This is a genomic window from Shewanella sp. BF02_Schw (genome assembly GCF_014596695.2).
GTDB lineage: Bacteria > Pseudomonadota > Gammaproteobacteria > Enterobacterales > Shewanellaceae > Shewanella.
On the sequence record NZ_JABKAW020000002.1, the window covers coordinates 168,118 to 188,006 of the forward strand.

The window sequence follows — 19,889 nt, forward strand, 5'->3', positions numbered from 1 at the left end:
ATCCCAAACAGTTATCACCTTTTCGTTGATTATATGCCAGATGGCCTAATGCAAACATTATCTAATAAATATAAAAATTTGTCTTTAAGAATCTAGGAGTGCTCATGGAGTTTAGCGTAAAGAGCGGCAGCCCAGAAAAACAACGTTCAGCCTGTATCGTTGTCGGCGTGTACGAACCTCGCCGTCTGTCTGGTATCGCAGAGCAATTGGATAAAATCAGTGAAGGTTACATTAGTAACCTACTTCGTCGGGGTGACCTTGAAGGTAAACCAGGGCAAATGTTGCTATTGCATCACGTACCAAACGTACTAAGCGAACGAGTTTTACTGGTTGGTTGTGGCAAAGAGCGTGAGTTAGACGAGCGCCAATACAAACAAATTATCACAAAAACCATCAGTACCCTAAACGAAACCGGTTCAATGGAAGCTGTGTGCTTCTTAACTGAACTGCATGTCAAAGGCCGCGACACCTACTGGAAAGTTCGCCAAGCCATTGAGAGCACCCAAAATAGTCTGTATTCGTTTGATGCATTAAAAACCCGTAAAGGCGAAACTCGTCGTCCATTACGTAAAATGGTATTCAACGTGCCTACACGCCGTGAACTCACCATTGGTGAGCGCGCAATTGAACACGGAACAGCCGTATCTGCAGGTATGCATTTATGTCGTGACGTGGCCAACATGCCGCCTAACATTTGTAACCCTGCGTATTTGGCATCTCAAGCGCGTCAAATGGCTGAAGTGTATGAAAACCTTAAAGTCACGACGATAGGCGAAGAGCAAATGGCCAAGTTGGGCATGAACGCTTACCTTGCTGTGGGTCGTGCTAGTGCCAATGAATCTATCATGACTGTGATGGAATATCAGGGCGCCGTTGACAGTACTGAAAAGCCAATTGTCCTTGTCGGTAAAGGGTTAACCTTTGACTCTGGCGGGATTTCATTAAAACCTGGCGAAGCCATGGATGAAATGAAATATGACATGGGTGGCGCTGCTGGTGTTATTGGCACCATGAAAGCATTGTGTGAAATGAAATTGCCTATCAACGTTATTGGTGTATTAGCTGGTTGTGAAAACATGCCTGCTGGTAACGCATATCGTCCAGGCGACATTTTAACCACTATGTCGGGCCAAACGGTTGAAGTGCTTAATACCGATGCCGAAGGTCGTTTAGTGTTGTGTGATGTATTAACCTACGTTGAACGCTTTGACCCTGAATTAGTGATTGATACTGCTACCTTAACCGGTGCTTGTGTTATTGCATTAGGTAAGCACGCTTCTGGTTTATTCAGTTCGCATAACCCGCTTGCACACGAAATGCTAAATGCTGGTGAGCAAAGTGGTGACCGCGCATGGCGCATGCCGTTATGGGATGAATACCAAGACATGCTAGACAGCCCATTTGCTGACATGACTAACTTAGGTGGTCGTCCTGCAGGTTCGATTACTGCAGCGTGTTTCTTGTCTCGCTTTACTAAAAAGTACAACTGGGCGCATTTAGATGTCGCAGGTACAGCTTGGAACAGCGGTGCAAACAAAGGCTCTACTGGTCGTCCGGTACCCATTTTAAGCCAGTTCTTAATTAATCGTGCTGGTGTTGAAATTAGCGAATAAGTATTAACTTTGGCGCATATTAAAGGGTAAAGCTTAAGGCTTTACCCTTTTTTTATTGTCGAAGACGTCAATACATTAGCCTGTAAAGTAAACTCTCAAAACCATCTGTACTAGGCTAACCATTGACGATGTAACTGCTCTTCATCGCCTAAATAATCCAATACCCAAGCTAGTGCGGGTGACATTTGTTCATCATTCCACGCCAAACAGCAGGCGCTAGGTTGTTTAACTCTATGGAGCGTTTTACAGACTAACTTACCTGACTCAATTAACGGTCCAGCCAAATGCTGCGGCATGTAGCCTATCCCTAAACCTTCGACAAAACAGTTAATGGCACTGTGCCAGTCGGGCACCACTAAGCGTCGTTGACTGTTTAACAACCACGTAATCCGTTTAGGAATATCACGAGAGGTATCTTCAAGACAAATAGACGGAAAAACACGCAACTCATCATCATGAAGTGGACCCATAATATTTGCCAATGGATGATCAGGGCTGACCACAAACAGCCAATCAATATTGCCCATATTAGTGAATTTAAATGCCCCACCGACTGGATTTGCGGTTGTCGCACCAATGGCAATATCACTTCTTCCTGCGGCAAGTGCTTCCCATACGCCATTAAATACTTCAATCCGAATAATCAGCTCAACATCTTGAAACTGTCTATAAAAATCTGCAATTAACGCATGAACGCTATCCGTTCTCACAATATTATCCAATGCAATAGAGAGCGTAGGCTTCCAGCCATTAGCCACTCGTTGAGTATCTCGTTTCATTAACTCCATTTCGTTAAGAAACTGACGAGCTTTGACAGCGAAATGCCTTCCTGCTGGGGTTAGGCTGACACTGCGATGATGACGAATAAATAACTCGACCCCCAGTTCAGTTTCAATTTGTTTGACTGAATAACTTATCGCTGACGGTACTTTGTGCAATTTTTTCGCAGCTGCGGTAAAACTGCCCGTTTGGGCGACAACGTCTATTAGCTCAAAAACTTGCTGTGAAAGCATATCAATTTAACTCGCTAGAAAATGTACGGTAACAGCACAAGATGAATAACGCATTCGAGGTTTAATATTGAACTTAAGCCATAACTCTAGGATCCTTTAATTACATCGTGGCATCAATACTTTTGATAGCAGCTGTCAAAAATAAACGTTTCCAGCTAATTTAGTAAACCATTAAGCTAGCGGCCTTTATTGAACTGACGAAAATAGATATGCCTAATTTGAACAATAACAATATATTAATCAACACAAAAAAAACAAATATAACATTCTATTTGTTTCTGTTTTATTTAGCCTTACTGAGTATGTTAGGTTTTGTCGCTACCGACATGTACCTGCCATCATTCAAATCTATTGAAGGGACTTTTAATGCAAGTACCTCAGAAGTGGCCATCTCGTTAACCAGCTTTTTGGCTGGCCTCGCTATCGGACAGTTATTGTATGGGCCGTTAGTGCATAAAATAGGTAAACGGAATTCACTGTTTGCGGGTCTAAGCCTGTTTATGCTGGCAAGTGCACTCATTGCGTTCAGTGACAGCATGTTGATGATGAATATTGCCCGCTTCTTCCAAGCCATTGGCGCTTGTAGTGCAGCCGTCATTTGGCAAGCGATTGTGATAGAACAATACCCAGCCGATAAAGCTCAAAATATTTTCTCTAATATTATGCCTTTAGTGGCATTGTCTCCAGCATTAGCGCCCATTGCTGGCGCACTAATACTGAATAGTTTTGGTTGGCGTGCGGTGTTTATTAGCTTATGTATCATTGCAGTATTACTCATTGCCATGACGTATTTTTTTGTGCCAAAAGAAAAAGCTAGCGTACACAAAAGCAAAACTCATATCCGCTATAAGCAACTACTGGCCAATACCCAATATCTAGGTAATGTAGTAATTTTTGGTGCGTGTTCTGGGGCTTTTTTTGCTTACTTAACGTTGTGGCCTGCTGTGATGGAACAGTATGGTTACGCCGCGACAGAAATTGGCTTAAGTTTTATTCCCCAAACCATCATGTTTATTGTCGGTGGCTACTCAAGTAAATTACTGATCCGCAAATTTGGCACAAAAGTCAGCCTAAACTGTTTACTGATATTGTTTGGTTTGTGTGTTGCGGCCATTTTCACCTCCAGTGTGATCCTCGATACAGAAACAATATTGCCACTGCTCATTGCATTCTCTTTGCTAGCAGGAAGCAATGGCGCAATTTATCCTATTGTGGTCAATAATGCTCTGCAAGAGTTCAGCAATAACGCGGCTAAAGCTGCAGGATTACAAAACTTTTTGCAGATTACTATCTCTTTTGGGGCATCAAGTCTGGTGGCAATTTGGGCAAGTGCGGGTGATAACGCTATTGGTTGGGGAATTCTGGCCTGTTCAGTATTGGTTGCCGTTGGCCACATAATTAAAAGCCATGATTCTTGGGCACAAATACATCAGAATTTTACCTTTCCTGATCCAGCAAGATTATCTCAAGCCTCAACTAAAAATGACCAGTAACCGTGGTCTGGCGATAAAATAACGCCTTATATGATGAGGTTATAAATTTGTCTATAACTTCATCATATGCTAGGTTATTTATTGAACAATTTAATGTTCCAATTAATCATAAAATTAACAATCACAAGGAATGGATTGAATGACACAACACAACCGCTTGATAATGTCATTAGCGTTGGCAAACCAATAAATGAAACGCTTGCCTTTAACGCTTTATATCATCTTCCTCAGCGTTTGCTTTGCACTCACGCCAACGGGCGATCTATTTGCAAAAGACCATCCGCAAGTTCGATTTATCACCCATCCTTTACCCCCATTTAGTTATCTTGACAATGATCTTTTAAGCGGTTTTTCTATCGATATTGTTCAAGCGATGATGCAACATACCCAGCACACAGCCAACATTGAAATGTATCCCTTTAATAGAGCATTTCAGATATTGAAATCACAACCAAACACTGCGTTGTTTGTCATTGCTAAAAGGCCAGAAAGAGAAGTAAACATGAAATGGGTAGGTCCCATTATTAGCAGCGGAGTGTATTTTTACCAAAAACGTAATTCCGGACTCTCATTAGCATATTTAGAAGACTTAAAACGTGTCCGAAATGTTGGTGTAGTACTTGGTAATGCTGATCACACCTATTTGGATTCCCAAGGATTCACTAACCTCAGTACTGATAAATCCCAATTACAATCGCTCAAAATGCTCAGTTATGGCCGAGTTGATGTTGCGCCAATGAGCGAACTAGTGATGCCATTTTTGGCAAAAGCAGCCGATATCGATATCAACTCAATAGAACGTACCCCGATTAAGTTATACGACTCTACCTTGTATATCGCATTTTCAAACGACACTTCTGATGAGATTATTGCACTATGGCAGCAAGCATTTGATGAGTTAAAATCATCAGGTATGTACCAGACCATTTATCAAGATTATTTTCCAACTGATACCGATATTGCTAAGCGATAACGGATCATTAATTTCCAATACATAACAACTGCAATAAATAATTTTTACTATCGAATTTTCGTTATCCGCTAAATATGCTTAATGCTATCTCCCCAAAAGATCCTCTCTAAACCAAACTGACTAAGAATAAACAATGATTAACTTGTTACATGTAAGTAACAAATTTAATATAAAACCTAAAATAGCTTAAATGTATAATTTAATGAAATAAAACTCACTGAAAGGAATGTTCAGATGAAGGCGATGAAAGTCATACTCATTTCAATCGTCAGCGCGTTGGCGCTTTTTGGGTTAATGGCTATTTTATTGGGCTGGCTACTCAGTTCCATGTGCGGTAATAACGTTTACACCGAATCACTTTCATTAGATAAAATGTACAAGGCTGTTATCTTTGAAAGAAGTTGCGGTGGCGCTTCTGGCTACTCAACTCAAATATCAATCATAAAAGCTGACGAGCAACTGTGTGACAATTGTGCTGGCGACGTGTTCGTTGCCAATGACCATCCTAACGATAATAAACTCAACTTAGTCTGGTTAGGACAACAAGATTCTGACGACCAACAACTGCAAATTCATATTCCAGCTGATATCGTAATTGAGACTCAAGAAACGACTTGGTCCTCTTGGTTTGACAGTATCGATATTTCCTACCCTGTATTTGACCATTACCCATTAGCCTGTGAACAAACGCCGCAACCTAAAGCGTGTCAGTTTGTGACAAATGATCAGAAACTTATTGATGTGTTAATCAAGTATGAAGGCTTTAAAAACCATAAAGCACTGGCTGTATCGGTTAACGATATGGGTAATGTTAGATATGGATACGGTTATGGTTATGACTCAATGTTAAAAGCACAACGCAGAGCTTTAAAAGAGTGCACCAAAGGGACTCGTCCTACTCATGTAAAATGTGAGTTAATCCGTTAAGGCAAACCAATGCGATTTGAACCCAAACAACACAAAACACATTTAATTGATAATCAGAAAATAGATGTCTATTACAATCGTGTCACCACCCGTTTTAGCTTATCCATAAATCAGCAACAGGTTTATAGTCGACTACTGCTGTTAAGCCCATGGCGAAAGCAACAAATCCTTATAAACAACACGCCATACAACTTAACCATCATTTGGTTTTTATTGTGGCGATCCAGTTTAACCCCTACTCAGCAGTCAGACCGCCATCCTACAATTATAGAACTTCTGCCTGAACGGCGCAGAAAATCCATTATGATCGCGATATATTTAGGATTAATTAGCAGTATTAAACTGACGCTAGGGATATTAATCTATTCCAACGTCATATGAATATCGCATCACGAGGCCATTAACCCGCAGACGATTTTAGTGTAAACTCGAGCACAACTTATTAACCTGTTATAAGCATCAACACATGACTCAAGCCTTGTTTTACCTTATGCCTGATAATCATAATCAAATGAGCGCATTAGATGCGCTCTATTTAGCTGCTTGCAGGTTAGCTGAACAACAATATCGTCAACAAAAAACCGTTTACATTCACTGCAAAGACAAACAGCAAGCTTATGCCATTGACGAATTACTGTGGCAATTTGAGCCAAACGCCTTTGTACCACACAACTTAAAAGGTGAAGGCCCAGTAACAGGTGCACCTGTGGAAATAGGTTTTGATACCTTAGGGCCAAATAAAAGTCGCCAAGTTCTGATTAATCTTGCAGACCAAATGCCCAGTTTTGCGGTAAACTTGCCCCATATTATCGATTTTGTCGCTAATGATGACGAACTCAAGCGCATTGCTCGCAATCGCTACCGTCAATATCAGAATGTAGGCATTACGCCCAGCACTCAAGCATTAGCTGAATAAACACTTAATTTAGATAGAGAACATAACGCTCCTATGGAAAAAACATACAACCCAAAGTCTATCGAACAAGCCCTTTACCAAAACTGGGAAGAGCAAGGTTACTTCAAGCCGCATGGTGATGAATCAAAAGGCAATTACTGCATCATGATCCCGCCACCGAATGTAACCGGTAGCTTGCACATGGGTCATGCCTTCCAAGACACCATCATGGATACCCTTACCCGCTTTGAGCGCATGAAAGGTAAAAATACCTTATGGCAAGTCGGCACCGACCACGCGGGTATTGCGACTCAAATGTTGGTTGAGCGGAAGCTTGAAGCCGAAGAAGGTAAAACTCGCCATGATTTAGGCCGTGACGCCTTTATTGATAAAGTGTGGGACTGGAAAGAACAGTCTGGTGGCACGATTACCAAACAGCTTCGCCGTATGGGCGCATCGGTTGATTGGGATCGCGAACGTTTCACTATGGATGAAGGCTTATCAAAAGCGGTTCAAGAAGTGTTTGTTCGTCTATACGATGATGAACTTATTTATCGTGGTAAGCGCCTAGTTAACTGGGATCCAAAGCTGCACACCGCCATTTCAGATTTAGAAGTTGAAAACAAAGAGAAGCAAGGCCACATGTGGCACTTCCGCTATCCTTTGGCCCAAGGTGCATTAACAGCCGACGGTAAAGACTATCTAGAAGTGGCCACTACGCGTCCAGAAACCATGTTAGGTGACAGCGCAGTAGCCGTACATCCAGATGATGAACGTTACCAGTCATTAATTGGCAAATTCATTCTATTGCCTATCGTTAACCGTTTAGTGCCGATTGTTGCCGACGATTATGTCGACATGGAATTTGGAACTGGTTGTGTAAAAATCACTCCAGCCCATGACTTTAACGACTATGAAGTCGGTAAACGTCATCAACTGCCTATGTACAACATCTTCACCTTAGATGCCGCCGTACGCAGTTTTGTTGAAGTGATTAACACTGATGGCACCCCAAACAAAGGTGTCGAGATTGCCTTGCCAGAGCGTTATGTTGGCCTAGACAGATTTAAAGCCCGTGATGCTATCGTGGCTGAATTTGACAACTTAGGTCTACTTGAAAAAGTCGCTCCGCACGGCTTAAAAGTACCTTATGGCGATCGCTCTGGTGTGGTGATTGAACCATTACTAACCGACCAATGGTACGTGGCTGTGCAGTCAATGGCTAAAACAGCCATTGAAGCGGTAGAAACCGGTGAAATTAAGTTTGTACCGCAGCAATACGAAAACATGTACTTCTCATGGATGCGCGATATTAAAGACTGGTGTATTTCACGCCAGTTATGGTGGGGACACCGTATTCCAGCTTGGTACGACGAAAACGGTAAAGTCTACGTTGGTCGTAACGAAGCTGAAGTCCGCGCTAAACATAAATTTGCTGACTCAGTGGTATTACGTCAAGACGACGACGTATTAGACACCTGGTTCAGCTCAGCATTATGGACATTCTCAACCTTAGGTTGGCCAGACAATTTAGAAGATTTAAAAACCTTCCACCCAACCGACGTGTTGGTGACCGGTTTTGACATCATCTTCTTCTGGGTTGCCCGCATGATCATGATGACCATGCATTTCATTAAAGATGAAAACGGCAAGCCACAAGTGCCTTTTAAAACCGTTTACGTTACCGGTCTTATCCGTGACGAAGTCGGCAATAAAATGTCAAAGTCTAAAGGTAACGTACTTGATCCATTAGACATGATTGACGGTATCGAGCTTGAAACCTTAGTTGAAAAGCGCACTGGCAACATGATGCAGCCGCAACTTGCCGCGAAGATTGAAAAGAGTACCCGTAAAGAATTTGCCGACGGCATTGAAGCTCATGGTACTGATGCTCTGCGCTTTACCTTAGCAGCAATGGCATCAACTGGCCGCGACATCAACTGGGACATGAAACGTCTTGATGGTTACCGCAGTTTCTGTAACAAGTTATGGAATGCGTCACGTTACGTGTTAATGAACACTGAAGTGCAGACGGATCCTGATAGCGATGAAGCGGGCGAGCCTTTAGATTGCGGTCAATTGTTAGTTGATGGCAAACCAGGTGCGATGGAATTGTCGTTAGCCGATCGTTGGATCATTGGTTTGTTTAACCAAACCGTGAAAACCGTTGAAGATCACATGGCCGCTTTCCGTTTCGACTTAGCCGCTAACACCTTATACGAGTTCACTTGGAATCAATTCTGTGACTGGTATTTGGAATTAACCAAGCCTGTTATGCAAAATGGCACTGAAGCGCAAATGCGCGGTACTCGCCACACTTTGGTCAATGTGCTTGAAAAAATGCAGCGTCTAATGCATCCATTTATGCCGTACATTACTGAAACGATTTGGCAACGTGTCAAACCGTTAGCAGGCGTAACTGGCGATACCATCATGCTAGCATCATTCCCAACTTATCAAGCAGATCAAGTTGATGCGACCGCGATGGCCGATCTTGAATGGGTTAAGCAAGTGATTGTGGCTGTACGTAATATTCGTGCTGAACTTAATATTGCGCCATCAAAGCCGCTTAATGCGTTACTGCGTGGAGTGAGCTACGAAGATCGTATTCGTCTTGAAGCAAACCAAACATTCTTTGCAAGTTTGGCTAAACTCGAAACGATGACCATTTTATCTGAAGGTGAAACGGCGCCAATGTCGAGCACTCAGTTAGTCGGCAATATGGAGCTATTAATCCCAATGGCAGGTTTGATCGATGTAGGCGCAGAAATGGCCCGTATCGATAAACAGTTAGAAAAGCTTGCTCAAGAGATTGCCCGTATTGAAGGTAAATTATCTAATCAAGGTTTTGTGGCTAAAGCCCCTGCTGCGGTAATTGATAAAGAACGCGCTAAAATGACCGATTTAACTCGTGACATTGAAAAGTTAAACGAACAAAAAGTCGAATTAGCTAAGATTTAACGGCAACCATAAGTTGTTGTCTTAAGGTTTACTTTGTTTAACAAAGCACTCTTCAAAAAAACCAGCGAATAACTCGCTGGTTTTTTATATTCGTTGATGTGACCCATGGCGATAATATTAGGTTTATTTGGTTCAAAATTGAAACTTTGATATCTCAACTTACATTTTTGGTGTATAAGCTTCGGCCAATATCATCATTCTATCTAATGGGTCAAAACCATGTCTGATAAATACTTTTTTAAAGGTCGTAGAACCCCTAAGCCAGCTTATGGTGAAAGTGGTTATAACACCAAACGTGCCGCCAAACTGGGCACGGAAGCGTTACCGTTAATATTGTCAGTTCAAACCGAAGCTCGCCAACATGAAGTGGCTGCTATGGTCGCTGAACAGCAACTCTTTGCTAATATCACTATTGATGCAGATAAGCCTGAAAACATTGTTGATTTAACTGGTTTATTGAATAAACCCAAAGCGGTTACTTCTGAAGCTAAGCCAAACCGCAATGATGCTTGCCCTTGCGGCAGTGGTAAAAAGTACAAAAAGTGTTGCGGTGCTTAAACCAAAATACCAACGTTAGGCTCGTTGGTCACTAACGGGCCAATGATTAAATATTGAAGCGGATCTTACGATCCGCTTTTTTATTGCCTTTAGATTGTTAGCGTTAACGTTGTATACACTTAACAGTCGAGGCTTACCTATGTAACCACATCACAAATTCACAAATGAGCGGCACTCTGGGCGGATCACTTATGGATAGGGTTTGGTATTAATCACGAACTTAGGTAAAGTGTCAGCCTTTGTTATAAAAATGAAACAGACCATAAAATAAAAGGGTGACTTATGAGCACTAATTCGCACTCAGACAATGATTTGAGTGAAGTAAAACAGTTAGGCATGTGGGCCGCGATCACCAGTTTAGGCTATATATTTTGGCTTGTCGGTGGTATGGAGCTAATAGAACGCATTGCCTATTATGGTGTCAAAGCCAGTGCTGGCTTATACGCTAAAGCGCCAGTATCACAAGGCGGACTGGGCATTAATTTAAGCGATTACGGTATTATTATATCCGTGTGGGCGTTGCTACAAACCTTCGTACCAGTGCTAACTGGCGGAATTTCTGACCGTGTCGGTTACAAAGAAACCATTTTCGTTTCTACCATCATCAAAATCTGTGGTTATTTAACCATGGCATTCTTCCCTAGCTTCTGGGGTTTTCTCGCTGGCGCCATGTTGCTAGCCATGGGTACAGGGGTATTCAAACCTGGTATTCAAGGCACTTTAGTACTGTCAACCAACCGAAATAATACTTCAATGGCTTGGGGCATTTTTTACCAAGTGGTTAACATCGGTGGATTTTTAGGTCCATTGGTGGCGGTACATATGCGTCAATTATCTTGGGATAACGTGTTTTACGCCTGTGCAGCCATTATTTCGTTTAACTTTTTATTCTTATTGGCTTACAAAGAGCCTGGCAAAGCTGAGCGCTTAGAGCGCGCACGCCAAGTGAAAAATGGTGAAATCACACAAGAAGCACTGTGGAAGGATGCCTTAAGAGAACTAAAGAAACCTGTGGTGATTTACTACATGCTGGTGTTTGCCGGTTTTTGGTTTTTATACAACTCATTATTTGATGTATTGCCTATTCACATTGCGGAATGGGTTGATACCAGCGTCATTGTCACCTCCTTATTTGGCCCAGAAGGCACCAGCAGCGGCATATTGCAGTTCTGGCTAGGGTTGAATAATGACGGTACCAAAGTGATGCCAGAGGGCATGCTTAACCTCAACGCGGGGATGATCATGACCACTTGCTTTATTGTTGCTGCGCTTACGGCTAAATATCGCATTACCACCACCATGTTTGTCGGTTGCTTATTGAGTATTTTAGCCATTGCCTTGGTCGGTGCATTTAATGCGGCTTGGATGATTGTATTGGCTATTGCCATGTTCTCTGTCGGCGAAATGATGATCAGCCCAAAGAAAAACGAGTTTATGGGTAACATCGCACCTGAAGGTAAAAAAGCCATGTATTTAGGCTTTGTCATGCTTCCTCAAGGCATAGGTTGGACGTTAGAAGGTTATTTCGGCCCTAAGCTTTATGACATGTACGCGTCAAAAGAACGCATCGCCCGTGAAGCGCTATCTGAACATGGTATGAACTTAACCGATATTGCTAACATCCCTCAAGGTGAAGCATTTAGTCGCTTAGTCAGTACCACAGGTCAAGACCCACAGGCATTAACCCAAGCTTTATATCAAGCCAACAATATCGGCATGGCTTGGTATATTATCGCCGCTATTGGGATTATTTCAGCGGTAGGTATATTCATCTACGGGAAATGGCTATTAAGGATGCAGCGCCAACAAGTGGCGTAGTTGAACGGACTGTAGAGTAATTACTATAAAGTACCGATTTGATATAAGGGAAGCAGCAATGCTTCCCTTTTGTTTTTCATCCCAAATAGGTTAATAGGTTTTAATGAAGCAATAATACAGTCCCTCGTTAACGTCCCTCTCGTCAACTTACTTCCCATTAACTTATAACGCATTAACTCCGTTGTTATTACCGACTATGGTTTATTACCTACCCTATTTATTACCTACCCTATTTATTACCTACCCTATTTATTACCTACTCTATTTATTACCTACTCTATTTATTATCTACACAGTCCACTGCCAATTGGTAGCCCATATACATCAAATGACGCACATCAAATAACAGACGTAATGTGTCAATAATCTCAACGATTTACATGCCGAACTGTCTGGCCCATTAAGTCATTATCAGTTTAGATAAAGCGCCACTAGGTTAGATGATTCAGTTGACGTTGAAATGTCATTAACCTCTTCAATGGTCGATTAAATAGCGATAACTAAAGCTATTGGCATTGGTTGGATTGAGCAGATTTGATTAGGTTGGTTTGGTTTAAGTCGGATTAGATTGGGTAATAAATGATACTGAACGATATCTTCTTGAGAAGAAATATTAATACCGGCTGGCCATTAAGTGCTTAGTAAGCGTCCGGCGAACTACGCCTTGTCTAGCTTAACCTGCCAGGGTAAAAGGCTGTTGAGATCGCATTTAAGGTAGGATAATTGTTCTAAGCAGTGTTCGATGTAATCGAACGGGATGAGTCCATTCGCTTTAGCCGTTTCTATGATGCTGTACAAAATTGCACTCGCCTCAGCGCCGCGATGGTTGTGATTGAATAGCCAGTTTTTACGCCCTATCACAAACGGTTTTACTGCCCGCTCTGCACGGTTGTTGTCGATATTGAGTCGACTGTCTTGCGTGTAACAACTCAGCTTTGACCATTGATTGAGGCTGTAATGGATGGCTTTGCCTAGCGGACTCTCCTTTGATACTTGCTGCACTGATTTATCCAACCATTGCTTAAATAACCCCAGTTGAGCACGTGAGTGGGTGCGCCTAAAATACAATCGCTCTTCCAGGCTCAGTGCTTGTATTTGGGTTTCAATACGGTACAGCTTGGCTATCATGCTCAATGCCATATCCGCTTTACTGATTTTGCCTACTTTGGGCTTGCCTTGTGCTATTAGCGCTTCTTTGAATTTACGCCGCGCATGAGCCCAACAACCGACCAGTTTATTGTTTGCCTGCTGATAAGCCGCGTAACCATCGACTTGTAAATAACCATTAAATACCGTTTGCTCGGTAGCCAGAAAACGGCTCACGCAGGTGCCCGCGCGGCTACCGTCTTGATAGTCGTACAGTACTATATTGCGCAAACCTTGATATCGAGGCTCAGTGCTTGGTTTATCCGCGCCAGCGCAATACACCCACATATAGGATTTTACTCGCTCATCGTTAATCACTTTGAGCGTGGTCTCATCGGCGTGGATGACATCTTGTGTTAATAGATGTTGGTGCAGTAAATCATGTAAGGGCTTGAACAGCGCTGCAGATTTCATCATCCAATCCGCCATGGTTTGCCTGCTTAAGGCGATACCGTGTTGCTTGAATAAGGTTTCTTGCCGGTAAAGGGGTAATGCGTACTGATATTTACTGGTAATGAGCTGGCTTAACAAGCTTGGCGTCGCCACGCTTTTAGGGATAGGACTGACTGGCACGGGCGCTTGTTTGATATTGGCCTGGGGTCCTTTAGTCTCACAATGCTTGCAGCTGTATTTTAATCTAACGTGCTCAATCACACTGATTTTCGCCGGAATAAACTTCAGCTTCTCACTACTGTCTTGGCCCATTAACGCCAGCTCATGACCACAGCACTCACACTGCTTATCTTCATCACTGATATCATGGATAATCACTTCACGTGGCAGGTCTTTAGGCAGTAATTTACGCTTGGCGCGCTGTTTAGGTGACACAGGCGCGTCAGCATCTGCTGTTAATTCAACAGGCTCATCAACCGTCACTTCTGCTTCGTTAAACAACTCACCTTGATAGTCATGGCTTTCACTGCTGGCGCCGAAACGTTGTTGCTGGGCTAAGCGAAATTGTTCAAGCAAACGCTGCACAGAGTGTTTAAGTTCGGCGATTTCAGCGTCTTTAGCCGCCAACGTCTCAAGCAATAATTGCTTAAGTAAATCAACGTCATTGGGTAAGTTATCAGGGTTTAGTTTCATGGCATTATTATACCAAACATACCCTTAGATAAGGCTAAAGCAGTGATCTAATTATCGAAAACAGCCTTCGCAATGGCGATCAATTAACTGTAATTCAAGCCGTTCACATGCTGATGACCCAGCACATCAAAGCCAGATAACAGCCAATGAAACTGTTGCTCAGATAAACTCAGGCACTCATCAATACTTTTCGTCGGCCACTTAAACTTATCCTGCTCGAGGCGTTTGTACCACAGTGCAAAGCCGGTGTTATCCCAGTAGAGGATTTTTAATTTATCACGGCCTTTATTACAAAAGACAAACACACTGCCGTCGTTGGCCTGTAAGGATAATTGCTGCTCAACGATAACAGCTAAGCCATTTATCGATTTACGAAAATCCACCGGTGCACGGTGCAGATAAACACTGGGAAGCTCACGAAACATCAACATGCTTGTAGGCCTTTTATAATCTCCAGCAGGTATCGTGCAGGCAAGGTGCTGGGGAAAGTCCATAAACCGGTTTGATGCTGAAAATGGATAGCCTGGGCTGAAGCGGAAGGTTGAGCTTGGGTTGTCATCGCAGTGGGCGATGTCACGGTAGCCTTAACAAACGGCGCTATCTGTTGGGTGCCCATTTTAGCCATGTCCGCTTTGCGGGCGTAAAACCCACTAAGACTAAGCTTGTGCACACGACAAAAATTTGAAATCGTTAAGCCGCTAGCGGATTGCTGTTGTATCAAAGCAACCCAATCTTGATGTGAACGTGTAGCCATGTTAACTCCTGATGTCATTATCAGTCGTTAAGATAAAGGCTCGATGAGCGCAGTTGAAGACGTACTTGCCCGGACGCATACAGTGCTTATACACTGATGGATAAAATGAATAAAAAAAGGGAGGCATTGCTGCCTCCCTCTTACTTACTTTCTTAAGTGATGATTAAGAAGTTATCTAGATATTTAGTGCGCTGCACCAGAGTGAACTTTATCAAGACCGTAAGTTTTACCTTCAGCATGACAAGTTGCGCAAGACTCAATTGGTACACCGGCAGCAGACATTACGCTATCACCAGCAACTGTCGCACCATTACTCTTGAAGTGAGCTAGAGCAGCAGCACCAGAGTGAGCGTGACAACTACGACATGCTTCAGCGACAGGAGAAATAAATTCGCCACCACTGATTGCAATTGCAGTTCTGCCAGATGTTAACGTACCAGTGCCAGAGAAGAATGGCATAGCATCCCCTGCAGCATTCGCATCTTTATGACAAGCTTGGCAATTTGTTTTAGTTGCAGGATAGTTAACCCAAGTTTCACCATCTGTACCTAAGTAAATGCCAGCACCTGTGCTACCTGCAAACAAACCACTGTGGAAGCGATGTGCTACGGTCACTAGATCACGGTTGTTATAAGTTAACCCTTCAACAACTTCAAACGTAGGTTCGCCATCAGCATCTACACCAGCTTGCTTGTAAACATCTGCATGGTAAGAACCTGCATAGTTGTTGTTATGACAATCAGCACATTGTGTAAAGTTAGTCACACCATGGTTAGGTGATTTAACGTGAGACAAGTTGTCATGACAAGCATTACATTTAGCTTCGTCAGCTGTTGTACGGTCGTTACCAGCCTGTGTAGGTGAGGTATAAGCTGTCAACTCAGGACTAACGAAACGTAGATTGTCCTCAGTTAATACGCCTTTAGCCGCAACTGCATCAAACATAAAGTACTTAGTGACAATGTTAGCTGGAACAGGTACATCACAAGCACCAGTATCGGTTCCTGCACCTTCAGCTAGTTTGGTATTAACAACAACCATATCGGTCGTTGTATTACCACACATGTTCATTTCAGAAGTAACTGAAAGTATTTGGCCGTCTAACTGATTCGGTGTAAGTGCTTTAGTTAAGGTTAACTTGCCACTTTGAACCACAAACATTTCTGGATTAGAAGCTGTATTGATACTTAAACCACGCACATAATCGCCATTGCCATCAAGTGTACCGATTAAAATATCATCACCTGATTTAGCTTTGTTTAAGTACTGAGTTAAATCAGTACCATCAGCCGCAACCACACCATTTAATTTAACATCAATGATGACAGTTAATACGTCTGACGCGACTTCAGCAGAAGCAACCTCTAGTACCAAACCATTTTCAAAGGCGGCACGGCGATCAACACTGTGAGCTTCGATTGGGCTTAAACTACCTGCGCCATGACAACCAGAACAAACAGCGTCACTAGCAGGAACGATACCTCTATGGTTAACACCCGTCGTTAAATCAACATCAACGTGACATGATAAACAGGCTTCAGCATAGACATTGTCGTTCCACTGTGTGCCATTATCATGACAAACAGTACATTCATTTAACTCAGCAGGAAATCCAACTCCACCAAACATTTCTTTGGCTTCACCAGTCAACTTGTCAGCAATATGATGACCAGCATGAATGGTATGGATCATGGCATTGAAGTTAACGTTAAAACCAACTTCAGGATCGTCTTGTCCACCAGCATAAGCAGGATTATGACAAGCTACACAATTTTCAACTTTTTGGTAATTATGATGAGCACCAATGTTGGCAATACGCATATCAGTATCAGCGTAACCTTCCATTGGGCTATGACATCTAATACATGCTGCACTAGACACAGCATCTTTTGCAGAAACAGCAAGTTCGCCAGTAGCAGGAATAAAATCTACTGGAGTTGATAAAATCTTATCACTTACTGCTGTACCATCAGCCATCGTAACGTCATAGGCACGAATAAACACACGGACTAAATCGTTTGCATCACCACTTGCTAATACCACAGGCGCATTACCATCATGTGCCCAAGAACCAGTATAAGTACCAGGATTAGCTTCATCTTCAACTAATGTACAAGCATCGACTACAGCGCCGCCTCGAGCTGCGGCAGTACCGGTTAAGGTACAATACATGCTGCTACCAAAATCATTGGCAAGTGCATGGTTTGTCCACAACATTGGTGCGCCAGTGTCAGTAGCATTAGCTGATTGACTGGTCACGTATAACGCAACTTTATCAAGCCCAGTGTATGGAACGTCCGCTCCGCCACTTCCTTTACCTGTTACAGTAAATTTAACGTTAAATGGATCAGCACCTACTACGACGATATCCGTAGGAGCCAGTGTTAAGGTAAAGTCATAGGCATTCTCAACTGTTGTAACAACCGAACCAGCTGGAGTACCAGGCGTGCCAGGTGTTCCATCTGTACCCGCGGCACCAGCAGCTCCGTCAGCACCATCACTGCCGTCAGAACCACAACCGGTCACACCTAACGCTGCAATAAACGCTGCAGCAAGTAATGTTCTATTATATTTCTTCATTTTAAATCCCCCGATTTAAATTTGTAGGTTTTACGCATCTAAAATATAAGGAAATAGAACAAAACACCCGTCTGCAGTGGTAAACCTGTGAGGTTTGGTTACAAATTCGTTAACAGTAATCGATAGTTTTAGTTTTAGGTATACGCAAAAATGAAACCGTCAGTTTCAGATTAAGTAACCCTAAAGAGGTATTAAATGTATTTTGATAATGTAAAAAATAGTGGGTGACCAATAAAAAACCATAAAATCAGCGATTTACATAAATAATGGCTATAAAAAAGATTCAGACCACAAACTTAAGTGTTCTGAATCTCATCAAAAAATGTTACCAATCTTCACACTAGCAATGACTTAATGATATTGATTATCACTTCCTTAACATTTGACGAATAACGGCGGTAGTGTTCTGCTCGCTCAATTAAACAATAACTTGGCATAGCCATCACGCTATTGAGCTTATTAAATTCATCATGTGGAAGTTTTTCTACTCGTAATTGAGGAATTTGTTGCGCAAACGAACCTTCATTACAAATCGTAATGGCCAAGCTGTCCATGGTCAGTATGTGCCAATACCAATCTTCGAGTTTTCTTGCGCACTCAATATCTTCTAGTAGCAAACCATGGGTTTGACAATATAACTCTAAAGGATCAATACGATTGTTAAAGCCTTTACAGCGTAAATACACCACAGGGTGTTGAATAATATCTTCTAACTTGATGTTCTCAACACTACCCCAAAATGAATGGTTAATATTACCTACAACGCATAAAGACGTCACATTGGCAATAGGATAAGCCTCTAAACCATGAGCATCTTGAGTTTCAAAGCCAATACCAAAATCGAGTTCGCCATTGTAAATCAACTCTTCCGTGTCAGCTTGCCAACTGTGAAGTTTAACTTTGCCGATAACATCACGCGGAAGCTTACTTAACGCAATGGCTACACTGGTAATAATGCTCGGCGATACTGCAATATGTAAAATCGGTGTTTGATGGTGATTTAAGCGGTCGTCTGCCACTCGCTCAATTTGGCTCACCATGTCACACAATTGGCATACAGGCTGGTACAAACGTTCAGCTAATGGGGTCGGTTTTAGCCCTTGTTGGCGACGAAAAAATAATTCGTCATTAAAAATAGCCCTTAATGATGTTAAACATCGACTAATTTTTGGCGCGGATACAGCAAGCTCTTTGGCTGCAAAATTAGCAAAGCCGGTTTCGTAAATGAGCTTAAACACCAACAAACTAAATACATCTAATTCGCTGACTTTTTTCAGTGCTTGAATATCCACATATCACCTAATCTGCTGTAATGAGGCGATTAAATTAACATGTATCCAAATAAAAAAAATTGATCTAGTGCTGAAAAATGCTATCAACTTCAGCTTTTGTTAATGAACGAAATTCACCCAACGCTAACTGGCTATCAAGCACGATTTCACCAATAGATTCACGATGCAGCGCCACCACCGGATTTCTAAAACGACCAAACATTCGCTTAATTTGATGGTACTTACCTTCACGCAACACCACCCGAGCTTGATGACTCGATAATACCGTGAGTTGTGCCGGCAATGTGGTGATGTCTTCAAATTCAAAATACATCCCTTTAGCGAATGCCTCTACATACCCTTGCTCTAGCGGATTAGCTAAGGTTACCAGATACTGTTTGTCGACTTTATGCTGCGGCGACATTAATGCTTCGGACCATTTAGCGTCGTTGGTTAATAATAATAACCCGGTAGAATGTAAATCTAATCTACCGGCAATATGCAACATATCAGTGTTGACGCCAGTTATTAATCCTAATGCCGTAGCGTGTTTATCATCAATGGTCGCACTCACCACCCCATCAGGTTTATTGAGCATATAGTACTGTTTTTGATATTGACGCAGCACCACACCATTACATTCAATATGAGTAAACTCATCAATTTGTAAGTCTGGTGACTTAGCAAACTGGCCATCGACAAGCACTTTATTGGTGACTAACAATAGCCGAACCGCTTTTTTGGGGATTTGTAACGTACCAGCAATAAATTGGTCCAGTCGACCTCGTTTAGACACCATAA

15 protein-coding genes are annotated in these 19,889 nt (G+C 42.4%); 8 read left to right on the top strand and 7 right to left on the bottom strand.

Features of this window, described 5'->3' with window-relative positions; all coding sequences use genetic code 11:
- The first annotated feature begins 104 nt into the window (after positions 1-104).
- Positions 105-1,613: a leucyl aminopeptidase gene (gene pepA / locus HNW13_RS09195; protein WP_101085823.1), complete on the top strand. Its 1,509-nt coding sequence runs from the start codon at positions 105-107 to the stop codon at positions 1,611-1,613.
- A gap of 110 nt (positions 1,614-1,723) precedes the next feature.
- On the opposite strand, the gene punR is transcribed toward pepA, so the two are convergent.
- A complete protein-coding gene (punR, locus tag HNW13_RS09200) occupies positions 1,724-2,626 on the bottom strand; it encodes a DNA-binding transcriptional activator PunR (RefSeq protein WP_192115810.1) in 903 nt (300 codons plus the stop codon).
- Positions 2,627-2,835: 209 nt separating this feature from the next.
- Between punR and punC the strand changes: the two genes are divergently transcribed.
- From punC to HNW13_RS09235, 7 genes are all read left to right on the top strand, one after another.
- Positions 2,836-4,119, top strand: a complete 1,284-nt coding sequence (gene punC / locus HNW13_RS09205) for a purine nucleoside transporter PunC (RefSeq protein ID WP_192115809.1) — start codon at positions 2,836-2,838, stop codon at positions 4,117-4,119.
- Between the two features lie 190 nt (positions 4,120-4,309).
- Positions 4,310-5,092: a transporter substrate-binding domain-containing protein gene (locus tag HNW13_RS09210; protein ID WP_192115808.1), complete on the top strand. Its 783-nt coding sequence runs from the start codon at positions 4,310-4,312 to the stop codon at positions 5,090-5,092.
- 234 nt (positions 5,093-5,326) lie between these two features.
- Complete coding sequence (locus HNW13_RS09215) at positions 5,327-6,019, top strand: hypothetical protein (RefSeq protein ID WP_182744838.1); 693 nt, start codon at positions 5,327-5,329, stop codon at positions 6,017-6,019.
- A 466-nt stretch (positions 6,020-6,485) separates the two neighbouring features.
- Complete coding sequence (locus tag HNW13_RS09220; protein ID WP_011636391.1) at positions 6,486-6,935, top strand: DNA polymerase III subunit chi; 450 nt, start codon at positions 6,486-6,488, stop codon at positions 6,933-6,935.
- A gap of 33 nt (positions 6,936-6,968) precedes the next feature.
- A complete protein-coding gene (locus HNW13_RS09225; RefSeq protein ID WP_192115807.1) occupies positions 6,969-9,875 on the top strand; it encodes a valine--tRNA ligase in 2,907 nt (968 codons plus the stop codon).
- Between the two features lie 219 nt (positions 9,876-10,094).
- On the top strand, positions 10,095-10,433 hold the full coding sequence (locus HNW13_RS09230; RefSeq protein ID WP_011636389.1) for a PBPRA1643 family SWIM/SEC-C metal-binding motif protein: 339 nt from the start codon (positions 10,095-10,097) through the stop codon (positions 10,431-10,433).
- A gap of 282 nt (positions 10,434-10,715) precedes the next feature.
- A complete protein-coding gene (locus HNW13_RS09235) occupies positions 10,716-12,251 on the top strand; it encodes an MFS transporter (protein WP_162022493.1) in 1,536 nt (511 codons plus the stop codon).
- A gap of 657 nt (positions 12,252-12,908) precedes the next feature.
- Here the strand turns inward: HNW13_RS09235 and HNW13_RS09240 are convergent.
- The 6 genes from HNW13_RS09240 to HNW13_RS09265 form a co-directional block, all read right to left on the bottom strand.
- On the bottom strand, positions 12,909-14,483 hold the full coding sequence (locus HNW13_RS09240) for an IS66 family transposase (RefSeq protein ID WP_208062843.1): 1,575 nt from the start codon (positions 14,481-14,483) through the stop codon (positions 12,909-12,911).
- Positions 14,484-14,566: 83 nt separating this feature from the next.
- Positions 14,567-14,914 carry an IS66 family insertion sequence element accessory protein TnpB gene (tnpB, locus tag HNW13_RS09245; RefSeq protein WP_208062789.1) on the bottom strand — a complete coding sequence of 116 codons (348 nt, stop codon included), beginning with the start codon at positions 14,912-14,914 and terminating at the stop codon, positions 14,567-14,569.
- Positions 14,908-15,237, bottom strand: coding sequence for an IS66 family insertion sequence element accessory protein TnpB (locus tag HNW13_RS09250; RefSeq protein ID WP_208062787.1), 330 nt, complete (start codon positions 15,235-15,237; stop codon positions 14,908-14,910). Before HNW13_RS09250 ends, tnpB begins: the two co-directional genes overlap by 7 nt.
- Positions 15,238-15,420: 183 nt before the next feature.
- On the bottom strand, positions 15,421-17,817 hold the full coding sequence (locus HNW13_RS09255; protein ID WP_101085830.1) for an OmcA/MtrC family decaheme c-type cytochrome: 2,397 nt from the start codon (positions 17,815-17,817) through the stop codon (positions 15,421-15,423).
- A gap of 335 nt (positions 17,818-18,152) precedes the next feature.
- Complete coding sequence (locus HNW13_RS09260) at positions 18,153-19,109, bottom strand: LysR family transcriptional regulator (RefSeq protein ID WP_101085831.1); 957 nt, start codon at positions 19,107-19,109, stop codon at positions 18,153-18,155.
- 64 nt (positions 19,110-19,173) lie between these two features.
- Positions 19,174-19,887 carry a 16S rRNA pseudouridine(516) synthase gene (locus HNW13_RS09265; RefSeq protein ID WP_192115778.1) on the bottom strand — a complete coding sequence of 238 codons (714 nt, stop codon included), beginning with the start codon at positions 19,885-19,887 and terminating at the stop codon, positions 19,174-19,176.
- Positions 19,888-19,889 lie beyond the last annotated feature (2 nt).

Excerpts from the sequence above, each read along its gene's own strand:
- HNW13_RS09215 (WP_182744838.1), top strand. The coding sequence starts at position 5,327 with ATGAAGGCGATGAAAGTCATACTCATTTCAATCGTCAGCGCGTTGGCG.
- HNW13_RS09240 (WP_208062843.1), bottom strand. The coding sequence starts at position 14,483 with ATGAAACTAAACCCTGATAACTTACCCAATGACGTTGATTTACTTAAG.
- pepA (WP_101085823.1), top strand. The coding sequence starts at position 105 with ATGGAGTTTAGCGTAAAGAGCGGCAGCCCAGAAAAACAACGTTCAGCC.
- HNW13_RS09230 (WP_011636389.1), top strand. The coding sequence starts at position 10,095 with ATGTCTGATAAATACTTTTTTAAAGGTCGTAGAACCCCTAAGCCAGCT.
- HNW13_RS09235 (WP_162022493.1), top strand. The coding sequence starts at position 10,716 with ATGAGCACTAATTCGCACTCAGACAATGATTTGAGTGAAGTAAAACAG.
- HNW13_RS09225 (WP_192115807.1), top strand. The coding sequence starts at position 6,969 with ATGGAAAAAACATACAACCCAAAGTCTATCGAACAAGCCCTTTACCAA.
- HNW13_RS09210 (WP_192115808.1), top strand. The coding sequence starts at position 4,310 with ATGAAACGCTTGCCTTTAACGCTTTATATCATCTTCCTCAGCGTTTGC.
- HNW13_RS09255 (WP_101085830.1), bottom strand. The coding sequence starts at position 17,817 with ATGAAGAAATATAATAGAACATTACTTGCTGCAGCGTTTATTGCAGCG.
- tnpB (WP_208062789.1), bottom strand. The coding sequence starts at position 14,914 with ATGTTGATGTTTCGTGAGCTTCCCAGTGTTTATCTGCACCGTGCACCG.
- HNW13_RS09250 (WP_208062787.1), bottom strand. The coding sequence starts at position 15,237 with ATGGCTACACGTTCACATCAAGATTGGGTTGCTTTGATACAACAGCAA.
- HNW13_RS09265 (WP_192115778.1), bottom strand. The coding sequence starts at position 19,887 with ATGGTGTCTAAACGAGGTCGACTGGACCAATTTATTGCTGGTACGTTA.
- punC (WP_192115809.1), top strand. The coding sequence starts at position 2,836 with ATGCCTAATTTGAACAATAACAATATATTAATCAACACAAAAAAAACA.
- punR (WP_192115810.1), bottom strand. The coding sequence starts at position 2,626 with ATGCTTTCACAGCAAGTTTTTGAGCTAATAGACGTTGTCGCCCAAACG.
- HNW13_RS09220 (WP_011636391.1), top strand. The coding sequence starts at position 6,486 with ATGACTCAAGCCTTGTTTTACCTTATGCCTGATAATCATAATCAAATG.